Raw genomic sequence first — 20,203 nt, 5'->3', positions numbered from 1 at the left:
GTCCTGCGCGGCACCCAGCAACCTCTGTCAGAAAGACCTAGGGTTGTTGCTGGCGTGGGTGTGTATTCTCCGAACACTCCATTCGACAGCGTCGCGCATGGTCTTGCCCAATGCGACGTCAAAGGCATTGACCAGATCGGGTGTCTGGTCGCTTTCTGAAATGACATATTCCTGAAACGAGTCCGACGCGATGATCTTGTCTTCGAACTCATCGATGATTTTGATATTCATTCTGACTTCGACCCGTACAATTGATGAGCCGTCGGGTTGTGCTACGACGATTCCCTGAAATTCGCGTAGGTCTGGGACTATGACATAATCCGCGCGCAAACCGACAATAGACCGTCCGACTGCAGCGACTTTTCCGCTGTTTTCATAGCTTTCGACCAGCAGGGATTGAACAATCAAAGGTGCCCGGTCCACCCAACGCGCCCGCGGTAGGTATTGCACCTGAAGCGGTGTAGGTTGCACCGCGATCTGATCCGTATTGACCGCCGCTGTTGCGGTCGGTTCTTCCACTACAATCTGTCGTTGGATTCGCGGCAAGGACGTTGAAAATGTGCTTTTGGGCGTGAGCAAGTAGAGATCGTTCGGTTTAGACGCCTGCGTAAGCGTTCCCAGTCCTGTACAGCCCGCGATGGCCGCAACCGCCAGTAAAGCAAGGAATATCCTGATCATTGGCGAAACTCCGATGCTTGGGTTCCCAGCAAAAAGCGTGCAGGATCGCGTTCGACCTTGTCGACCAACCGATCGAGGCTAACGACAAGCCGTTGGGATTCTTCGATAAAGCGAGTGAATTGGGGCAAGCCAACTCGCATGAAATCAGACAGTTGACGGCGGTTCTCTTGAACGATGCCGTCAATCGTGCCTAGCAATTCAGAAGCGGACTTTGAAGCACTGAGAACATCAGCTGATATTTCGTCCAGCCGGTCGGTTACCCGTGTGACAGTGTTCGCCACCTGATTGGCTGCGTTACGAATGTCTGCAACCACCTCTCCCACGTCTTCGTTAATCACTCGGTTCGCCGAGTCAAAGGCACGCTCGGCCGAGGTGAGGGTTCCCTTAGCCGCTTCCATCGCACCAGTGATCGTACCAAGGGTTTTGTTTGCATTAAGGAAAGTCTCGGAAACGGTTGCCAGCGCGACGCTGCCTTCATCCGACAGGCCCGACAAGTTCTCAGCCAAAGACGAGGCTTGCTCAATGAATGGTTTGAGATCCTGTTGGATGACCTGATCCGCTGTTTCAAAAGTAACCTTTGCACTGTCCAAGGCAGCTGCGGCGGATTCGGACGCTGTTTTAACGCTTTTTAAAGTGTCCGTACCAGTTTCCAGCGTTGTTTCCGCCGTGTCCGCCAGATTATCAAGCCGTTTTGAGAAAGCAGAAATCTCACGTGCGGCTCCGCCCAGATCAGACGACAGGCCTTCAAAGTCTGACAGTGTCTTATCTAGGCGACCAGTGGCCGAGGCGACGTTTTCCAGAATATCCGAAACCGCCTGCCGGTTCTTGTCGTCGACGACCTCATTGATGTCTTCTAGCAACGTTATTGCTTTTTCCATCAGCAGCGGAGCGCCTTCGAATAAGGATTGTATCGCGCTGCGTTTACTTTTGATGAGGCTATCTTGTGGTAGACGTTCGGCTGTGGACGAACCACCGGTCAGCTCGACATAGCTGACACCTGTTACACCAAGCGATTGTAACTGAGCGATTGTCTCTGTCGTAACCGGGATTTCTGCGTCAACTTCCAGGCGAACGCGTACTTTTGAAGGGTCATTTTCATCGAGATTCAGAGAAATCACCTGACCTACCGGCAGGCCATTGTAGCTGACTCCACCAGCAGCGGATAGGCCCGAGACGTTGTCGAACAACACATCATAATAAGCGTATTGCCGCGAGATTTCGAATTTGGCGAGCCACAGAAAGAACCCGAAAGCACCAAGTATGCCCGCAAGGGTGAAGGCGCCGATCAGGATATAATTCGCTCGGGTTTCCATGGTTCTACCTGCTTTGCCCTTTCTCTTGCGCTGCGCGCGCCCGAGGGCCGGTGAAATATTCTTGCACCCAAGGATGATCGACTTTGGTCATTTCTTCAATCGGCCCTTCAACCAAAACGCGTTTTTCCGCGAGAACGGCAATACGGTCACAAATGGCATACAGGCTGTCCAGATCGTGAGTGACCATGAATACAGTTAATCCCAGCGCATTTTGCAGTTCTCCGATCAGGTCGTCATAAGCGGCGGCTCCGATCGGGTCCAACCCGGCCGTGGGCTCATCCAAGAATACGATTTCGGGATCCATTGCCAACGCGCGGGCCAGCGCAGCCCGCTTGCGCATCCCGCCCGAAAGTTCCGAAGGAAACTTGCCGCAACTCAGTTGTGGCAAACCAACCAGGCTGATTTTCAAACTGCCAAGTGCGCACATTAAGCTTTCACTCATACCAGTATGTTCGCGCAGAGGAGCGATGACATTCTGCAAAACGGTAAGTGACGAAAACAGCGCCCCATCCTGGAATGCAACACCCCAACGCTGTTCAATCCTTCGACGCTCCTGTTCTGGACCGTTCAGCACGTCGACGCCCAGAACTTCAATACTGCCAGCTGCAGGTTTGTTCAGCCCGACAATTGTCCGTAGCAGTACGGACTTACCAGTACCTGACCCGCCGACGATGCCCAGTACCTCACCGCGCCAGACGTCCAGATCAAGGTGCTGGTGAACCACCTGCGGCCCGAACTGGTTGGTCAGGTTACGTACACGAATGACGGCTTCGCGCTGTGTGTCGGCCTGGGTTGTTTTCTGCAGAACGGTTCCGTCCATGTCAGACCCCCATGACCGAGAAGAAGATCGAGAACAAAGCGTCAAGTGCAATAACCATAAATATGGATTGGACAACTGATGAAGTTGTTCTTTGCCCGACGCTTTGAGCAGACCCCTTGACCTGCATTGCCTGCCAGCAGGCTATCACCCCAATGACCAGCGCAAAGAAGGGGGCTTTGATCATGCCGATCGCAAATTGCCAAATGCCTGTGTTTTCCTTTAACCGCGTCGCGAACATTCCGGGGCTGACGTCGAGGTCGATCCAGCTCATCAGTCCACCGCCGATCAGGGCGGAGATATCGGAAATAAAGCCAAGGATCGGCAACATAATCAGCAAGGCGACCACCCGCGGGATGACCAGAACCTCGATCGGGTCCAGGCCCAAGGTGCGCATGGCATCAATCTCTTCCTGCACTTTCATCGAGCCTATGGACGCGGTGAAAGCCGAACCCGACCTACCGGCCACAATAATAGCCGTCAGAAGAATGCCCAATTCCCGTAAAACCGAGATCGAGATCAGTTCGACCACGAAAATCTCGGCGCCGAACTGTTTCAACTGGGTTGCACCTTGGAATGCCAAAACGACGCCAATCAGAAAACCCATCAAGGCAACGATCGGAATGGCTTTGAAACCGACCTCTTCCATCTGCGAGACCAGAGCCGCCCGCCGTAGCCTGCGTGGGTTCAGAAGGGTCCGACCTAGTCGGTGCAGCGTCAGGCCAAGAAAGTCCAGCATCGACAGGGTGTCTTTCCACCCACCCGCCGTCCGCTTGCCGACGCTTTCCACCCAGTCTCCAAAGCTGCGATGGTGAATTTCAGTTACTGGGTCATCGGGGATGCTTTTGGACACAGTCGCAATCAGGTCGGAATAGGCAGGTGACGCACCATGAAGATCAATCTCACCCCCTGCCTTTTGAACCCGGCGCGTCAGATCGGCGACCAGCCATGCGCCGCTTGTATCCATTGCCTTAACGTCTGACAGGTCGACAACGACCTTGTTCCCCGTAGGCGTGAAGGATGAGAATGCGGCTTCTATACTGCTTAGGGTTTGGGTTAGCAGTTCACCCGACACTAGAATGCTGATGCCTTCAGCATCATGGTTCAAATTTACGGTTGGTCGGGTCATGAGCGTATGTGATTTAAAACACGCGTGCGCTGCAACGTATTTTTCGAAAGATTCTGGTTATTCTCTCCTCTCAATAGCGCATGTGTGACAGTTTCAGACGCAGGATTGATCGATCAAGCCGACAGACACGTTTCAAGTCTGATCTTAACTAAGGCCAAGTGTGACGAATCTGTTGCTGCTTGGGCAGAACCCGGACAATGTCCGCATCAAAAGCCAAGCCAGCAGGATCAGAGGAATTGGGATGCAACGCGCCGGGAATGTCCTTTTTATCATTATTGACCAGCTTAGGGCCGATTGTCTGAACGGCGCACTGGCGGGACATGTCGACCTGCCCAACATGCGCGCCTTCATGCACGAGGCGGTGACGTTCGACAGGCATTTTTCAGTGACCAACCCTTGTGGCCCGTCGCGCGCCTCTATCCTGACCGGGCAATATGCGATGAACCATCGATCCGTGCGAAACGGAACACCTTTGCGCCACGACACTCCGACCATAGCAAGTGAAATGCGAAAGGCTGGCTATTCGCCTTTGTTGTTTGGCTATACCGACACGACGGCCGACCCTAGGATACACGACCCAAATGACCCTGTTCTTCGGTCTTATGAACAACCCATGGCCGGGTTCGAAGAAGTGGTCGAGATGCGACTAGAAGAGTCTTATCCATGGCGATCGCACTTGATGAAACAGGGCTATTCCTTTGACAGCTATTGGGATGTCCATTCACCGGTCTCTGAATCCGGTGGTCCCGCCAAGCTGAATGATCCAGCGTTGTACGCGGCCAAAGACAGTGACACCGCGTTTTTGACGGATGTATTCCTTAATAGTATGGCGCCGCTTGTTGGGCAGAATTGGTTTGCACATCTCACCTATATCCGCCCGCATCCACCCCTTGTGGCACCTGCCCCCTACAACAACATGTATGACCCGACGTCGCTCCCTCTGCCTGCCGGGCTTGGGGGCGCGAACAGCGAGGCCGAAGTTCATCCGTTCTTTGCACCTACCATGCAAAAACAGACTGCTGCTGATTTCGTCCTGGGTTTTAAGAACGTTGATCCGACGCCTGAGAATATCCAAATTCTGCGGTCTGTTTATCTGGGGTTGGCGACGGAAGTTGACCACCATATCGGACGGGTCGTCCAGTTCCTGAAGGACAGTGGCCAGTACGACGACACTTTGATCATCATCACTGCCGACCACGGAGAGATGCTCGGAGATCGAAACAGCTGGGGTAAAATGACCGTCTATGATGCGGCCTATCACACGCCCCTTTTGATCCGGTTGCCTGGCAATCGAGACCAAGCGGGTTCCGTCATTTCTGCTCCGACCGAGTCCATCGATGTTACCCCGACTATTCTCGACTGGATTGGGCAATCCATCCCAAATTCGATGGACGGGCGGTCTCTGCTGCCTTTGCTGCGTGGGAACCTGCCCGAGGACTGGCGCAGCTATTCCTTTAGTGAGCTGGACTTTTCCGAACCATTGAACCCCACGATCTGGCAGGAACAGCTAGGGACTGATCCCAGCGATTCATCTCTTGGAATATTGCGGGATCATCGCTTTACTCTGGTCGAGTTCGCTGCGGATCTGCCTCCCATGCTTTTTGACCACACGGGCCGTGGAGAGCTTGAAAACGTGGCGTCCAACCCCGACTACGCACCCGAACTGGCCCGGCTTACGCGCCAAATGTTGCGGCACCGAATGCGCAATATGGACCACACGTTGTCATTATGTGCGATTACATCCGACGGCCCAAAGTCTCGCTCTAGGCATTGATCGAATTCTGCGTGGCCTTGGGCGCTAACGCCTCTACACCTGCGAGATTTCCGATGTTACGGATATAACTCGGGGAGGGTGAAATTGGACATCACCGAAGAACAGATCAAAACGATGACGTCGGCCGGGTTGAATCTGATTGGTCAGGCGTTGTCGATCTATGACAGTCAGCTGCGACTGGTTGTAAGCAATCGACCATTTCAGGTGATGTTTGACCTGCCCGATGACCTCGTCAAACCCGGTGCGCTGTTTCGGGATACCATCCACTATCTGGCGACACATGGTGAGTATGGCGACGATGCCGATGCTGACCAGATCGTCGAACGCCGAATCCGACAGGCTTTGACTTTTGAACCCCACTACCTTGAACGCGTTCGGGCCAACGGTCAGGTTATCTCGGTCGAGGGCGCGCCATTGCCCAAGGGGGGGTGGGTTGCAGTTTATACAGATATCACAAGCACCAAACAGGCTGAGGCCCTGCTGCGCGCCCGTTCGGTAGAACTGTCCGGGCAACTTTTGGACAGGGCCGAGGAACTGTCGGCAGCGAACCGAAAGCTGGCTTCTACAAATTCGGCATTGGAAGAAGCCAAGCGGCAGTTGACCGAAATCGAAGCCCGCACGCGCATGACGACTGAAATGATGCCTGCTCATATAGCGCATTTGGATATTGAAGGAAGATATGACTATTCCAATCGACGTCTGAACTCAGTGATGCCGGGCCGTCCGTCCGATATTATCGGGATGCATATTTCTGAGGCATTGGGTGCTGCGGCCTATGACAAAGTCGAGCCGCACCTTCAGAAAGCGTATGACGGGGAAACATCCGTTTTCGAGTTCACCGAAAACCAGGGTTCGCGACGTATTCGTGTTTCTTTCACGCCAGACAAAGAAGGCGGGGTTTATGTCATGTCAGTTGATATCACCGAAGAAACACAAGCCCGGGTCGCCTTGCAGCAAACGCGCCGTCGGGCCATGGCGGCCCAGATGACCAGCGGCCTTGCCCATGATTTCTCGAACCTCTTGACGATCATTCTTGGAATGCAATCCCGACTGCAAAAGATGGACTTGCCGGAATATGCCCGTGAGTTGGTCACCGCCACGCAGCAGACCGCCCGCCGCGGGGGGCAATTGCTGAACAGAATAGCGGATATGACGGGCAATCGCACTCCTCAACCCAAGGCAACCGATATGCGTGGGTTACTTGAAGACCTGCGCATTCTGGCCTCGCCGTCGTTGCCGCGCGGTGTTGGGCTATCGGTGGTCAATACACTGCCAGACGTCGCCTTGATGCTGGATTCAGGCATGGTGCAGGATGCCCTGCTGAACCTTGTGTTAAATGCGCGCGATGCCTGTGGTGAAACAGGTCAGATTACCATCAGCGCGCATAAGGTGGGTAGCATCTGGGCGGAAATCGCGGTTTCCGATACCGGCCCCGGCTTTTCGACTGAAGCATTGGACAAAGCACTCAACCCGTTTTTTACCACCAAGGGGAATAAGGGGTCTGGGCTTGGTTTGCCAATGGTTTATGATACGGTCAAACTGGCTGGCGGCGATTTGGATCTGCGCAACACACCGTCTGGCGCCTCTGTGGTGCTGCGTTTGCCGTACAGACCGGCTCCGCCCGTGCAAGAGGGGCTTGTGCTGCTGGTCGAAGACAGCGACGCGCTCAGAAGCCAATTCCGCGACATGCTGGTCGAACTGGGATTTTCCGTGATCGAGGCAACTTCGAAATCCGAGGCTTTGGCTTTGGTTGAAAATTTACAGGACATAGTCTTGGTGCTGTCGGATATCCGCCTTGAGGGAGAGGAGACCGGGTTGAACCTCTTGGACGACATAAACGCATCGGTGCCCTGCATTCTAATGACTTCGCTGCCCTATTCCGACCCATTGCACAAACAAGCGCTTGTCCGTGCACCAGTTTTACGCAAGCCATTCACCCGCGCTCAACTTTGCGCCCTGATCAGAACCGAGGCCGCCTGATGACCCAACCACTGGTCACGATCGTTGATGACGAACCTGAAATTCGACGGATACTGACCGATGCGTTGGAGGAGGCAGGCTTCCGGACCCAGAGTTTCTCTCGTGCGCGCGAGTTCGAAGCCTCGTTGAAACGTGTTACTCCAGACGTGTGCCTGGTGGATCTTTCATTGCCTGACACAGATGGTCTGGCGCTGGTGCATCGCCTGGCGCTAGAGCAAGGCGCAGCGGTCATAATCATTTCGGGCCGAGCGCAGGTACAGGACCGGGTTACCGGTTTGGAATTGGGTGCTGATGATTATATCACCAAGCCCTTTGATCCTGCCGAAGTTGTTGCGCGTATACGGGCCCGGTTGCGAGCGCCGCGGGTGCGACCAACTCATTCTGATGTGGCGCATTTTAACGGCTGGACTGCCTATTTCGATCGCTACATTCTGGATGATGGAGCAGGGACCGAGACCCCATTCAGCCACGCCGAAGGGGAAGTTTTGCGGCTGTTTCTGGAAAGCCCAAAAAGGTTGATCAGTCGGGCACATATGCAAGAGACTTTGGGCGGTGCCGCAGGGGATAGTTTTGATCGGGCGATGGATGTCAGAATCTCCCGACTGCGTACAAAATTGGGTGAAGACCCCAAAAACCCCAGATTAATCAAAACGATTTATGGTGCAGGCTACATTTTTCTGGGAGATGTCGTTTGGCAATAAGCGTGCGGCATTATGAGTTTTTCAGTCCATGGTCGCCAAGTGATTTCAGGTTATTAGTTCGGTTGGCCCGCCTTCAGAACTTCTTTCTATTCCCGCAGAGCTTGCTCTTTGACTTTGACGACGGGTCTTATCAGGTATTCCATCACAGTTTTTCGTCCCGCTAGAATATCGACTTCGGCGATCATGCCGGGAATGATCTCAACTGCCACTCCGTTGGCATCCAGAAAAGACTGTTTGGTTTGAATCTCAACGACAAAAACTTCTTCGTCATTTCGTTCTGATCGCGTTATCGTGTTTGCACCGATCCGGACGATTTCCCCATCCAGCGCACCGTATCGCGCGAAATCATAAGCGGTGATTTTGACCTTCACCGGCTGTCCGGCGTGCAAAAACGCGATATCATCTGGACGCACGTAGGCTTCGACAAGCAAATTGTCCCCGAGTGGAACTAACTCGATCAATTCCTCTCCGCTGCGGGCCAACCCACCAATCGTGGTTCTGTGAATCCGGTTGACCACGCCTCGAACCGGAGATCTAACTTGCGCGCGACTTGCGCGATCCTGCAAAGCCGGCAAAACGGGTTTTAGCGCTGCCAATTCCGCCGTTGTAACAGCAAGATCAGTCAAGGCCGCGGTGTGAAACCGGCTGCGCGTCGCACGAATTCGGTCGTCAATCTCTGCGAGGCCGGTCTGCAGCCTGTTGGTCACCGCTTGCGCACGTGTTCTGCGCCCATGCCACTCGGCTTCATTACGGCGCAGAGTCAACAGCGTCGTGGCGGGTTCCATCCGTTTTTCTACAAGCGGCGTCATGATGGCGCGCTCTTCAGCTAGGATCTTAAGAGTTTCGTCGGCTGTTAACTTGTCTACCAGCCCTTCTTCATACTCCCTTTGTTTCTGCTCCCGTTGACGCTCGAGGATCGCGATCTCAGCGATGAGCTCTGACTGACGACCTTGGTACAAAGCAGTTTCCGATCTGACCACGTCCGGCGCACCTTCCATCAGTTCCTTGGAAAAAAAGAGCTCACGGTCTTCAATTTCGGCCATCAGCCGCTCCGCCCGTGCCATTAATCCAAAAGCGCGCTGTTGTTCCTGACTGAATTGACTATCGATTTGCGTCGTGTCGAACTCCATCAGCAGCGCGCCTTTTTCCACGAATTGACCTTCGTTCACGTGCAGATGCTGGAGCACACCAGTTTCTGTTGCTTCGATCAGCTGGACGTCCGCCAATGGAACCACCCGGCCGTCTACACGTGTTACGTCGTCCAGTTCCGTAAGATAGGCCCACAAACCCGCGCTGATAAGACACGCCAATATGAGCAATAACAGGATCGAGCCCTTAAGAGGTGACCGTCCGCGCATTTCCCGTGCCAATGACGCAAAATCATGATGCTGCGACATTCAGATGCCTCCGCTGAGCAGGGGTGTGGCTAGTTAGGATACTCTTGGGACCATCGGCGCTGACCTGTCCATTTTCGATAACAATGACACGGTCCACTAATGACAGCAGGCTGGTTCTGTGGGTGACGATGACCACCGTAGTATCCGTCGTCGCTTTCTTGAGGCGGTCTACTACTTTCGCTTCAGTTTTGACGTCCATCGCACTGGTCGGTTCATCCAACAACAGAATTGGAGGGCGAGTTACTAGAGCCCTGGCTAGGGCAATAGACTGCCGCTGCCCACCTGATAAACCCTCGCCACGTTCTGACAACATTAAGTCATACCCCCCGGATCGGTTGGCGATAAAATCTTCTACACCTGCAATTTTACCGGCTTCGATAATGTCCTGGTCGCGAGGCCTGGTGCTGCCACTTGCAATATTGTCCCGTATCGACCCTGAGAAGAGCCAGATATCCTGTAGAACGGTCCCGATGTTTCGACGCAGATCCCCGGGGTCCAGCTGGCGAATGTCCACTCCGTCAAGCATCACAGACCCGGACTGGGGCTGGTATAGCCCAAGCAACAGCCGTGTGACTGTGCTTTTCCCCGAGCCGATTGGGCCGAGAATTGCGACTTTTTCTCCGGGTTTGATATCGAAGGAAAGGCCTGACAAAGTAGCGTCCGCCTGCTCTGGATAAGTGAACTCCACGTTTCTGAATGCTATTTGGCCTTGGCATTCAGGTCGACGTATCCACTTTTGACCTTGAGGTCGTTCATTCGTGGCGTTCATCAGTGCGTTAAGGTTCTTAAAGGCACTTCGGGCCTGATTGATCCGTGTAAGTGTCTGGGCCAGTTGCCCAAGCGGCGCCAATGCCCGTCCTGTCAACATAACCGAAGCTATAAGCGCACCCATACTTCCATGACCATCGGCAATTAGAAAAACTCCGTAGAACACGATCAACACTTGGGCCGCCTGTTGCGTGAAACCCGTCAAATTTAGTGCAAATTGCGTAACTGCACGACTTCTCACGCCGTGGGAAGACTGCCGTTCCAATGCATCTTCCCAACGGGCACGCATTTGTTGTGCCGCAGCCGTTGTTTTGATGGTTTCCAACCCTGACACAGTTTCGACTAGTACGGATTGCTTGGATTGCCCGTCTGAAAAACTCTGCTCGGCCAGCCGTGACAGAATTGGTTGAGCAATCAGACCCGTCGTCAGAACAACCGGCACTGCCAAAGCGGGCACAAGTGCTAAAGGGCCCCCGACCAAGTAAATTACAAATATGAACAAGCCAATGAACGGCAAATCCACTAAGGCGACGAGGGTTGCCGAAGTAAAGAACTCTCGCAGAGTTTCGAATTCCCTAACTGTGCTCGCCATAGCGCCGGTTGAACCGGTACGTGAAGTCATGCGCAGATCAACCAATTGATTGAAAATCCGACGCCCGATGATCAAGTCGGCTTTCTGCCCAGCCTGATCAATGAACCCTGCCCGCAACAACTTGAGGGCGAAGTCGAACAGCAAAGCCAACCCAACGCCTATTGTCAGCGCAATTAGTGATTCCTTGGCTTCGTTAGGTAAAACACGGTCATAGACGACCATGATGAAAACAGAGGTGGACAAACCTAGCAGGTTGGCAATCGAGGCCGCCAGGACAACCTGAAAATAGGACCAACGGTTTGCTGCCATCGCGGACCAGAACCAATGGCCCGCATTAGGGTACCCGCTGTTTTTTGTATCTTCGGATTGAGACCGGCGAAATACGATCGCATAACCGGTATAAACATCTTGGAGATTGTTTTCCAAGACTTCACCAATCTCTTCACCCAGACTTGGATCATAAATTAAGACCCTGCCACTGGTCGTGCGCCCATGAAAAACCACGACGCGATCGTCTTCTAAAAACAACAGGGCAGGAGCCAACGTATTGTCGAAACTCGAGAGCGTCCAAGCGCCAAAACCAGCTTGGAGTCCGGCATTTTGCGCAACTTGAATCGCGTGGGGAATGGTTAAGTTCCCCGATACCCCGGACCGTGCAGCCTGCAAGCTGGCTACTGAAATCGATCTTTCCAAAGATGAGGCTACGTGAATCAAACACGTTTCCAGATCAGGTAAATCTGTCCTTTTGGTTAGGGAACGCAGGTCGATCATTGATTTGCTCCATGCTCAAACGTCTGGATTCCCAACAGATCAAGGATGTCCCCTGTCAAACTGAGCACCGCATAGTTTGTCAGAAAGAAACTCTGTTCGGCGAGGATTAGCCGTTCCTGCGCGTTAACAAAGTCGCGTTGTGCGTCGAGGATTTCGATCAGACTGCGCCGCCCTATGGTGAACTGAGCGCGAGCAGCTTTAACGCTGTCAGCATTAACGGTGGCTGCAATCCGAGCTGCCTGTAGTCTTTCCGCTCCCGCTATTTGGTCAGAGCGCACGAATTCTAACTCACGGCGAAGTTGACGAACCAGATCTTCTCTTGCAAATTCCGCCTCTTTGACCTGAGCTTCTGCTGAGGCAATCGCCGCCTTTCGTTGGCCTGTGCTGTCAAGTTCGTAGTTGAACGATAGATCAACGCCGAAATTCGCATCATTGTCTTCATCGCGATCCGTGAAGGCCGCAATTTCTATGTCGGGTTGACGTCTTGCAATCGCCGCTGACTGCTGCGATTTAGCCGCCAGCAAAGAAGCATCAGCACGGCGAACCTGAGGGCTTTCGGCAATGATCTGTGCATCTGTTCTTGGCACGCTTGGAGCTTCTATCGCTGGTGATAAGGTGCCAGGTTCGTGGCCAAACACTTCATGAAACTGAGCTTCAGCTCGATCTGTGCGGGCTCTGGCATCTGCGAACCGTGTCCGCGCGTCTGCCATGCGGGACTGCGCGGTCAATACGTCGGCGCTTGAACCGGCGCCCTGTTCAAAACGCTCTGTAATCTGGCGCGTTATTTCCTCATGGACGCCCACGTTTTCAAGGGAAATTCTTTGAATCTCTCTTTGATTAGTAACTGAGACATATGCCTCAATTGCGGTTAGGGCGATGGCAGCGGCAGTTTGCAGTTGATCGCCGCGACTTTCAAGAACTCGGGCTTTCGCGGCAGTCAATTCTCCGGACGCAGCGCCGCCGTCATATACTAGTTGCGATATTCGAAAGAAGGGCGTTACGCTTGCAATATCGCTGTCCACGCGTTCGGATCTGGCGTTAATTCCCATTGAAACGCGTGGCAGAAATGCGCCCCGGGCGGAATCGCGATCTGCTATTGCAAGGTCATATCTGCTTGCGCTACGTGCGTTGGAGGGGCTGTTTTGAACGGCCGAACGTACGAGTTGACCGAACTCACTTTTTGCCAATTCAGGTGAAGGCGCGGTTGCGCCGACACCGACCGATCCGTGCTCAAAAGACTTTTCAACAAACGCCAGGTCAGGTGCGGAAGCACATCCTGATAAGCAACAAAGAACAAAGAGCAGTTTTGTGATGGGGGTGAATCTGAGATTTGCCATTACAGTTCACGTTTCACCGATTTCTATCATTTCATCCGACTGGGCGCACGCTAATGCTTGAATGAAATCAGATACTTCTGAATTTTCTGTGAATGGTTTTGCGAAGCGATCATAAGTCAATTTTTCTTGAGCGCGCGAAATCCAGGTGCAGTGAGCCATAGAAACCTTATGTGCATGGATCAAAAGCAGGGCACCGCTTTCGTATAAAAAAGCTAAGGTGTCTGATGGCATTTCTCGTACTTTTGGAAGCGATGCACCAAAGCAACCCGTAGGTAGTGAAACGTTTTCGAAAGTTTCTATGGGCTTAAGAAAACCGAGATCAGAGATCATCTGGCATAGCTTGCGTGTTTTGTTTGTCTCGATCGCGCAGGCTTTTAGAAAGACTAGAACGCGGCGTAATTCTTGCGACAGTTCACCGTTGTCATCGAAAAAAGGTTCTCCGTCGGATTTTAGTCCAATCAACTCGGAACGCTCGTTGACCATTAGTCTGTAGTCTTCGGTTTTCGGGTCTGTTACTTCCACCTCAAAAGGGGGACAGCGCAATGCAGCTGGCACATAGCTTGCAAGCCAGCGACCATCCGGCGCAACAAAAGGTGAAGTCTGTGTTTCGCTCATTGAAAGCAGAGCGACCGGCATGATGTGTTGACCAATTTGTCTGAAAACAATTGGATATGCTGACGCTGCCTGAAAAATTTCCTGAAGAACAATAGGGCAGTGCCTAATGTTTTCTGCGAAGTGGTAGGTCTTGAATCGAGACCAACCTTTGTCTTTGTGGCGACAGTAGGTCACTGGTGCCAAGTTAGTTTTTGACATGTGCGGACTTCCGTTCTGGAGTCGCTGCCGGCAATAATTGCCGGCAGCGTGGCAGGAATTTAAACCGACGCGCCGGTCGGGTCGGTATGTAGGATGTTGTCTGCGCTCAGTCCGCTTAGATCATTCAATCCCGTGAACTGAGCGACAGTATCGACTGTTGCCGATCCCGGAGCCGAATAATCAACCTTGACCAGTACGCTGTCCGTGCCGTCGGTGGCGAGTACGAAAATCTCGTCCCCATTCTGTACGCCAGTCAGGCTTTCAACTGCCGTTTCGATGGTGCCAGATGTCAGATCTGACAAGACAGTCGTGAAGCCCACAACGCCGGTATTCCCGCCTAAAGCGTCCCCTGCGCCGAGGGTCTCAACTCCGGTTCCATTGCCGCGCAAGGAACTTACGTTGAGACCGCTGAACATCAATGCGTCGGTGACGTCGGAAACGGGACCCAAAGTGAAACCTGTAATCGTGTCCACCCCGTTTTCCGTTGGGTCGGCTTCAAACACCACAAGGTCTCGTCCCGTACTGGTCAAGTCGATCGAATCGTCGCCTCCCTGACCGCGCAAAACGTTGTCGACATCGGTTGCCGTGAGGGTTTCGTCACCGTCCGTGCCTAAGTGATAAACTGTTGGACCACCGTCAGGTGTTGTCACGGACAACACTACAGGCTGGCTGGCATCTTGTACCGTCATGGTGAAAGTTACTAAAGGTTGGGAGAGATCCGTGAACACAGTGGCTGCTCCGCCGAAACTTACTGCCGATGCTCCAACCGGATTGGTGAGAAACAGGTCAAAAGCCCCGTTTTCTACATCCGACCCGGAATCGAACGTTACCACCGATGGGTCAAACCCGAGTTCTGCAGTGATTGCCAAGCCACTCGATATATCTCGGCCCGGGTCTGCGTAAATTTCGAAAGTCAGAGTTGAGCCGTTGCTGTCTGTTTGGACAATCGTATACGCCCCGGGCTCGTGAGCATTGTTCTGGTCCGAAACCGGAAGAGGATCAGAACCTCCGCTTACTGTTGCCGAAGCCTGAAAGTTCAAATTGTCCCCTGCATCAATGCCGGTGAAAGCTGAAGCGCTTACTGGCAAAGACCAATTGCCATCAGCGGCTACAGTCGCAGACCCGACCGGAGACCCGTTCAGCGTAATGTCAACACTTTGTCCTGAACTCAAACCAACTGATGTTCCGGAAACTGTAACGCCCGAGTTCTGGGCGCTACCAAGGTCAACCGCACTATTTGATCCCGTCTGGTTTATAGTCAAAATCGGGCGCAAATCGGTTGTAAGGCTTGTCGTAGCTGGCGTCGCCGAGTTGCCTGCTGTGTCGCTGACCGTCGCTGACAAGGTGAATCCGGTACTGTCCGACAAAGATGAAAGATCGAGCGTTGGAATTGTCGCGGACCAAGTCCCTCCGGTGACAACAGCTGTGTAAGTTTGATTGTTCAATGTGACTGAAACAATCTGTCCGTCTTCTGCACTGGTCGACCCCGAGACCACAAGATCGCTGCTTGCTTCATTGATATCTAGGATTGGCCCTATTGGCAGCGCATCCAACGTGATGGAAGGTGCGCTAAAATCGGTTTGCAAAGTCCCGGTGTCGCTGGAAACATTTCCGGCTGCGTCCGCAATCGTCGATGTGACATTGTACGTGACCCCATCTTGCAATGTACCCAACGCCGTTGAAGAGGCAGTATAACTCCATGTGCCACCAGAGACCGTTGTCGTCCCGGAAACATCCACGGTGCCGTCTGGGCGAGCGATTTCAACAGTGACAACCGTGCCGTCTGCAGCATCCGAAGTCCCAGAAACTGTCATGTCAGTGGATTGCTCAGATCCGTTTAGGACAGCGCCATCGGATAGCCCGGTGATATTGACCGTTGGAGCGGTAAAGTCCGTAATAAAACTGCTGCTGGCCTCGGATGCAGGATTGCCCGCTGCATCCGAAACATTGGCCGTGACAGAAATCGTAGCGCCATCAGTCAACGCCGACAGATGTGCCGCAGGGATGGTGGCGTTCCAGGTGCCACCGGACACGGTTCCAAAGTATGTCTGTCCATTGATTTCAACAGTGACAGCTTGGCCGTCTTCCGCTGTCGACGATCCATTAACCGTCAAATCAGTTCCCCGCTCGGATGAGTTTAAAACGGTTCCGCTAGAAAAGCTGTCGATGCTCAGGGTCGGGGGGGTCACATCTTTGTCCAAGGTCGCGCTGGCCTGAGGGGCATTAAGACCATCTGTGTCCATCACGTCTGCCGTAATCGTGAATGAGCCACCGTCGCTGAGGGCGACCAGATCAGCTGTGGGGACGGTTACACTCCAGCTGCTACTCGTGATATTGCCGGTATATGTCTGCCCGTTCACTGTTACTGTGACCTGCTGTCCATCCTGTACATTTCCGCTTGTTCCACTGATGGTCAGATCTGCCCCAACTTCAGCGGCATTGATGACACTTCCAACGGGCAGTGGTGAGATAGCGATAGTGGGGCCAGTCAGGTCCACGGGTACAGAACTGAAGGCCGGAGGTGAAACGTTACCGGCGGCATCAGAGGCAACCGCGTTTACAGATACCGGCGTTCCCGTCGTTAACCCCGAAAGATCGGCGGCCGGAACCGAAACGCTCCAGCTGCCGCTCGAGGCCGTTGTCGAATATGTTTGACCGTTGAAGTTTACCGTAATTGCTTCCCCGTCGGCGGCCGTGGTCGTGCCGGTCAGTGACAAGTCGCTGCTTACATCAATAAGGTCAATCGACCCACCTGCAACCTGATCTAAAGTGACAGCCGGTGCGGTGAAATCGGTTTCGATGCTGGTCGTAGCCTGAACGGCCGGGTTTCCGGCCTCGTCCTGGACGTCCGCTGTAACAGTAATGGTAGAGCCATCGGACAATGCAGCCAGATCCGAGCTGGGAACCGTGACGGCCCACTGTCCTCCTGAGATTGATCCGGTATAGGTTTGACCTCCGACGGTAACCGTAATTGTTTGTCCATCTTCTGCGTCTGTCGTGCCAGAGACTATCAGGTCAGTTGCCTGTTCGGCTGCGTTCATCACGTTCCCAGCTGAGACTCCTGAAATTGCCACGTTTGGTGGCAATGTATCGATGTCAAAAGTGACCGTCTCGGTCGAGATTTCGTTCCCATCAACGTCGAGGCTGCGGACGACAACATTTGTCACGCCTTGAGGTAGGTTGGCTGCCTGTGCAGGCGATAAAGACAGGCTCCAGGTTCCATCGCTGTTCAAGGTGGCCGGCGCGACAAAACTTCCAATAGCAACTTGGACTGACTCCGCGCCTTCAGCCGCGTTTATGTTCAATGCGGCACTGCTCAATGCGGTGGATTGTACACCAGAAAGGTTCAGGTGAGGGTAGGTCGGAGCCGGGGGAGGAGCAGAGTCGCCACCGCCTCCTCCTCCTGCGCCGGCTGCTGCAGCCCCTGCCAGCCCAAGCCCCCCAAGTGCAGCGCCTACGCCGCTGATGCCACCGGCACCAACCGCGCCGCCAGCTTCGGCCGCCAGGCTGAATTGTGCAATTTCGGCCACCGCATCCTCGGCTATCATAATGGCGCCGCTTTCAAGAATTTGAACCTTTTCAGCTGCAACGACCATCGTTTGACCATTTGCCAATTTCAGAAGAACATCTCCGTCCTTCAACAGCTTGACCGATCGAACACCTGGAATGGTTTCGGCGAATTGGAAGGCGTAGAGTTCCTCGATAGTGGCCTGAGCAAGTGCGGGCAATGCCAACAGAGTTGAACCAAGACCACCGGCTAGTCCTGTTCCGGCCCAACGGCGCATCTTTCCGTCGATCCACTTTTGTAGTTTGGATTTGTCAGCTGCCTCCACCTGCAATTCGTGCGTACCGGTTCTGGATTCAGGTTCTTTGGTCATCTTACCCTCATATGTGGTGTCCGCGTCCGCCCAATGGGGCAAGTTGCTGTTCATCTGTCTTTCCCATCTGTGACTCATGCGGTCGGACCTGAAAAATTTGTGTTAATCTGAAACTGAACTCCTCGTTTTCACCACAATCGCGCTTTTGTTTCGACCTGGGCATCAGGTCATCCTATTCACGAAGCCAGATGTGGCGTGGGGTGATGGTTATGATGCTTCAGTTCGAAGGAGTGGTTGCAACGGGAAGTGCAGCGCTCGATTCAGGTATCGGCGATACGGCTTTAAAAACGTTTAACGGAGAAACGTATCTGTACAGCGTGACGGGCCCAGGCGGCGGCGTGGTTGTTTGGAAACTGATCGACGGTGCGATCCCGCAAGTGCAAGACACCGAGTATTTTGCGGGTTCGATCTCGTTTCAGGTTGGACGTTCTGGAACACCCGTTTCCTTTGCTGACGGGGACCAACTGGTGTTGGACGTGCGCTCGGCCAGCGGATTGGTTGGGTATGAACTGAATCCAGACGGCACAATCGGGGCGCTACAAGAAACAGGAACACTTGTGGGAGGCGGGGATGTCTCTGCCGTGGCCCAGCTGTCTGGTGGAATTTTGGCTGTAGCTCATGAAACCACCGGGGAGATTGCGACCTATAACCTCAATGGTGATGGGACTGTGCGTCTTGCGGGGTCAAGCACGGGCAAAGCTGATTCGATGCAAGTGATACAGATTGGGTCCAGTTCGATTCTGGTGACCAGCGATGCCACTTCCGGGACAGTCGAAACCTTCAGTATCGATCACGGAACAGGCGCAATCAGTGAAGTGGATAATACTGACACGCTTAGCACCTTGGGGATTGCGACACCGACCGCAGTGGAAGTCGTTCAGGCTTACGGTCAGTCCTGGGTTGTGGTTGCCGGTGCCCAGAGCAACTCGTTGAGTGTCATGATGCTTGGCAGTAACGGCAGTTTGACCCCCACAGATCATGTGCTGGATTCTTTACACACGCGGTTTGGCAATGTTCAGGATCTCGAGGTTGTCGAGGTGAACGGCCATGTTTTCGTTGTCGCCGGCGGAGGGGATGACGGTATGACACTGTTCACCATGACGCCCGACGGGCAACTGATTCACCAAGACAGTTTCGAAGATACGCTTCAAAGCGGTCTGCAAAACGTAGAAGCCTTCAGCGTTGCACATGTGGGTGATGAGTTGCAGATACTTGTAGCCTCGCAGCAGGATGCGGGACTGACACAGCTATCCGCCGATGTGTCCAATTTGGGCGTCGTACGTGACGGGTTCGGTACTGTGAACGGGACAAGTCAGAACGACATCCTCAGCGGCAGCATTCTGGAAACAACTTTGAACGGTGGCGCAGGGGACGATATCCTGATTGCGGGCACCGGAGCGACAACAATGACGGGCGGGGCTGGTGCGGACATTTTTGTTGCCCAATACGGAAGTGACCCTTTTACGATTACGGATTTTCAGGTCGGAATCGATCGGTTGGACGTGTTTGACTACCCTCTACTCAGAACGCCCGAACAATTGACCTTTACGTCCACGGCAACAGGTGCGGTAATCGAGTACCTGAATGAAACGATCGAGGTAAATTCGAATACGGGTAGCCCGTTGTCGCTTGTACAGGTGTTCGGGGCAGGATTTGGAGGGCCAGACCACATTCCCGTCGATTTTGGCGACTTCGGTGGGCTTGATCCCGGCAGCTCGGACGGCATTCAGGGTGACATTACGATTGATTCCACATCTACAAATGCGGGGTTAAGCGACGCTGAGATCCGCTTTTCGATAGATGGAGGCGGGACCGTGAGCGCGCGGGCTGACGACGACGGGGTGTTCGACTTGGGCCTGCCATCTGGAACCTTCACGGGTGAGTTGGATATCGTGAAAGGGTATTCAACGGCGTCAGGAGACATTACAGCCCTTGATGCTCTTCAGGTTCTTCGTATTGCGGTCGGGCTTGACCCGACATGGGGGCCGGCTACCGCCGAAAATCTGATTGCGGCGGATATCAACAGGGACGGTGCAGTGAACGCGTTGGATGCGCTTGCTGTCTTGCAAGTGGCAGTTGGACAATCTTCTTCACACCAAGCGGAATGGGTTTTTATCGATGCCGATGCAGACCTTTCAGGTGTCACCAGAACCAATGTCAGTTACGAGACGGGCACAGATATCGTTGTGGTCGACAATGTCCTGGCTGCTGACATGACCTCAATACTGCTAGGTAACCTCGAGTCAGTTTAAGCC

The 20,203-nt window shown here is 53.6% G+C and carries 13 protein-coding genes; 4 read left to right on the top strand and 9 right to left on the bottom strand.

The features are described 5' to 3' along the window. Positions 1 to 27 precede the first annotated feature (27 nt). The 4 genes from J7380_RS13600 to J7380_RS13585 all read right to left on the bottom strand — a co-directional run bounded on the left by J7380_RS13600 (position 28) and on the right by J7380_RS13585 (position 3,937). Positions 28 to 678, bottom strand: a complete 651-nt coding sequence (locus tag J7380_RS13600) for an ABC-type transport auxiliary lipoprotein family protein (RefSeq protein WP_209196314.1) — start codon at positions 676 to 678, stop codon at positions 28 to 30. Continuing rightward, a complete protein-coding gene (locus J7380_RS13595; protein WP_348539109.1) occupies positions 675 to 1,868 on the bottom strand; it encodes an MlaD family protein in 1,194 nt (397 codons plus the stop codon). Before J7380_RS13595 ends, J7380_RS13600 begins: the two co-directional genes overlap by 4 nt. A 127-nt stretch (positions 1,869 to 1,995) precedes the next feature. Then, the gene (locus J7380_RS13590; protein WP_209196312.1) at positions 1,996 to 2,811 is read right to left on the bottom strand and encodes an ATP-binding cassette domain-containing protein; all 816 of its coding nucleotides are present in this window, start codon (positions 2,809 to 2,811) and stop codon (positions 1,996 to 1,998) included. Position 2,812: 1 nt separating this feature from the next. Continuing rightward, positions 2,813 to 3,937 carry an MlaE family lipid ABC transporter permease subunit gene (locus J7380_RS13585; protein WP_209196311.1) on the bottom strand — a complete coding sequence of 375 codons (1,125 nt, stop codon included), beginning with the start codon at positions 3,935 to 3,937 and terminating at the stop codon, positions 2,813 to 2,815. Positions 3,938 to 4,178: 241 nt separating this feature from the next. On the opposite strand from J7380_RS13585, the gene J7380_RS13580 reads away from it, so the two are divergent. The 3 genes from J7380_RS13580 to J7380_RS13570 all read left to right on the top strand — a co-directional run bounded on the left by J7380_RS13580 (position 4,179) and on the right by J7380_RS13570 (position 8,392). After that, a complete protein-coding gene (locus tag J7380_RS13580; protein WP_209196403.1) occupies positions 4,179 to 5,711 on the top strand; it encodes an alkaline phosphatase family protein in 1,533 nt (510 codons plus the stop codon). 84 nt (positions 5,712 to 5,795) lie between these two features. Further along, positions 5,796 to 7,691 (top strand): PAS-domain containing protein, encoded by a 1,896-nt coding sequence (locus tag J7380_RS13575; protein ID WP_209196310.1) that lies wholly within the window; start codon positions 5,796 to 5,798, stop codon positions 7,689 to 7,691. Further along, positions 7,691 to 8,392, top strand: coding sequence for a response regulator transcription factor (locus tag J7380_RS13570; protein WP_209196309.1), 702 nt, complete (start codon positions 7,691 to 7,693; stop codon positions 8,390 to 8,392). The genes J7380_RS13575 and J7380_RS13570 overlap by 1 nt, the downstream gene beginning before the upstream one ends. Positions 8,393 to 8,478: 86 nt before the next feature. Here the strand turns inward: J7380_RS13570 and J7380_RS13565 are convergent, their stop codons facing one another. The 5 genes from J7380_RS13565 to J7380_RS13545 are packed head-to-tail and all read right to left on the bottom strand — an operon-like array spanning position 8,479 to position 18,002. Beyond that, a complete protein-coding gene (locus J7380_RS13565) occupies positions 8,479 to 9,789 on the bottom strand; it encodes an HlyD family type I secretion periplasmic adaptor subunit (RefSeq protein WP_209196308.1) in 1,311 nt (436 codons plus the stop codon). After that, positions 9,773 to 11,920, bottom strand: a complete 2,148-nt coding sequence (locus J7380_RS13560) for a type I secretion system permease/ATPase (RefSeq protein ID WP_209196307.1) — start codon at positions 11,918 to 11,920, stop codon at positions 9,773 to 9,775. The genes J7380_RS13565 and J7380_RS13560 overlap by 17 nt, the downstream gene beginning before the upstream one ends. After that, a complete protein-coding gene (locus J7380_RS13555) occupies positions 11,917 to 13,257 on the bottom strand; it encodes a TolC family protein (protein WP_209196306.1) in 1,341 nt (446 codons plus the stop codon). The genes J7380_RS13560 and J7380_RS13555 overlap by 4 nt, the downstream gene beginning before the upstream one ends. Before the next feature lie 6 nt (positions 13,258 to 13,263). Then, positions 13,264 to 14,070, bottom strand: coding sequence for a SapC family protein (locus tag J7380_RS13550; RefSeq protein ID WP_209196305.1), 807 nt, complete (start codon positions 14,068 to 14,070; stop codon positions 13,264 to 13,266). A 59-nt stretch (positions 14,071 to 14,129) separates the two neighbouring features. Continuing rightward, a complete protein-coding gene (locus J7380_RS13545; RefSeq protein WP_247742556.1) occupies positions 14,130 to 18,002 on the bottom strand; it encodes an Ig-like domain-containing protein in 3,873 nt (1,290 codons plus the stop codon). A gap of 149 nt (positions 18,003 to 18,151) precedes the next feature. Between J7380_RS13545 and J7380_RS13540 the strand changes: the two genes are divergently transcribed. Next, positions 18,152 to 20,200, top strand: coding sequence for a dockerin type I domain-containing protein (locus J7380_RS13540; protein ID WP_247742555.1), 2,049 nt, complete (start codon positions 18,152 to 18,154; stop codon positions 20,198 to 20,200). Positions 20,201 to 20,203 lie beyond the last annotated feature (3 nt).

It is taken from the genome of Ruegeria sp. R8_1 (assembly GCF_017743815.1).
In the GTDB taxonomy this organism is placed as follows: domain Bacteria; phylum Pseudomonadota; class Alphaproteobacteria; order Rhodobacterales; family Rhodobacteraceae; genus Ruegeria; species Ruegeria lacuscaerulensis_A.
The sequence above is the reverse complement of the archived record's forward strand: the minus strand, read 5'-3'. Positions and strand labels throughout refer to the sequence as shown.

Bases quoted from the DNA above. Each gene is read 5' to 3' on its own strand.
- J7380_RS13545 (WP_247742556.1), bottom strand. From the start codon at position 18,002: ATGAACAGCAACTTGCCCCATTGGGCGGACGCGGACACCACATATGAG.
- J7380_RS13590 (WP_209196312.1), bottom strand. From the start codon at position 2,811: ATGGACGGAACCGTTCTGCAGAAAACAACCCAGGCCGACACACAGCGC.
- J7380_RS13555 (WP_209196306.1), bottom strand. From the start codon at position 13,257: ATGGCAAATCTCAGATTCACCCCCATCACAAAACTGCTCTTTGTTCTT.
- J7380_RS13540 (WP_247742555.1), top strand. From the start codon at position 18,152: ATGGTTATGATGCTTCAGTTCGAAGGAGTGGTTGCAACGGGAAGTGCA.
- J7380_RS13580 (WP_209196403.1), top strand. From the start codon at position 4,179: ATGCAACGCGCCGGGAATGTCCTTTTTATCATTATTGACCAGCTTAGG.
- J7380_RS13550 (WP_209196305.1), bottom strand. From the start codon at position 14,070: ATGTCAAAAACTAACTTGGCACCAGTGACCTACTGTCGCCACAAAGAC.
- J7380_RS13565 (WP_209196308.1), bottom strand. From the start codon at position 9,789: ATGTCGCAGCATCATGATTTTGCGTCATTGGCACGGGAAATGCGCGGA.
- J7380_RS13585 (WP_209196311.1), bottom strand. From the start codon at position 3,937: ATGACCCGACCAACCGTAAATTTGAACCATGATGCTGAAGGCATCAGC.
- J7380_RS13570 (WP_209196309.1), top strand. From the start codon at position 7,691: ATGACCCAACCACTGGTCACGATCGTTGATGACGAACCTGAAATTCGA.
- J7380_RS13600 (WP_209196314.1), bottom strand. From the start codon at position 678: ATGATCAGGATATTCCTTGCTTTACTGGCGGTTGCGGCCATCGCGGGC.
- J7380_RS13560 (WP_209196307.1), bottom strand. From the start codon at position 11,920: ATGATCGACCTGCGTTCCCTAACCAAAAGGACAGATTTACCTGATCTG.